At 51.8% G+C, this 525-nt stretch carries 5 tRNA genes; all 5 read right to left on the minus strand.

The annotated features are described in order from the left end of the window. Window positions 1-36: 36 nt before the first annotated feature. Window positions 37-126 (minus strand) — tRNA-Ser (locus QM867_RS10815). A 6-nt stretch (window positions 127-132) separates the two neighbouring features. Then, a tRNA-Glu gene (locus tag QM867_RS10820) sits at window positions 133-204 on the minus strand. A 9-nt stretch (window positions 205-213) separates the two neighbouring features. After that, a tRNA-Ile gene (locus tag QM867_RS10825) sits at window positions 214-287 on the minus strand. Window positions 288-323: 36 nt separating this feature from the next. Beyond that, window positions 324-394 (minus strand) — tRNA-Gly (locus QM867_RS10830). Between the two features lie 5 nt (window positions 395-399). Beyond that, window positions 400-472: transfer RNA gene (locus tag QM867_RS10835), tRNA-Val, on the minus strand. Window positions 473-525 lie beyond the last annotated feature (53 nt).

The following is a 525-nucleotide window of genomic DNA, read 5'->3' on the forward strand; positions in this document are numbered from 1 at the left end:
GAGCTACCGAGCTGCTCCATCCCGCGTTAATAATAAAGGAGGATGTGGGATTCGAACCCACGCACGCTTTTACACGCCTGACGGTTTTCAAGACCGTTCCCTTCAGCCGGACTTGGGTAATCCTCCAATAAATAGTCCGTACGGGATTCGAACCCGTGTTACCGCCGTGAAAAGGCGGTGTCTTAACCCCTTGACCAACGGACCATATTTCAATGGGCACGAGTGGACTCGAACCACCGACCTCACGCTTATCAGGCGTGCGCTCTAACCACCTGAGCTACGCGCCCAAGTCTTAAAAACTTGGTAAATTGAACTATGTTCAAAGCGGGTGACGAGAATCGAACTCGCGACAACAGCTTGGAAGGCTGTAGTTTTACCACTAAACTACACCCGCTAAAATGGGAGTTAACGGGATCGAACCGCTGACCCTCTGCTTGTAAGGCAGATGCTCTCCCAGCTGAGCTAAACTCCCTTTAGCTAAGCGACTTCCTTATCTCACAGGGGGCAACCCCCAACTACTTCCGG

It is taken from the genome of Streptococcus infantis, assembly GCF_047463635.1.
In the GTDB taxonomy this organism is placed as follows: Bacteria; Bacillota; Bacilli; order Lactobacillales; family Streptococcaceae; genus Streptococcus; species Streptococcus infantis_W.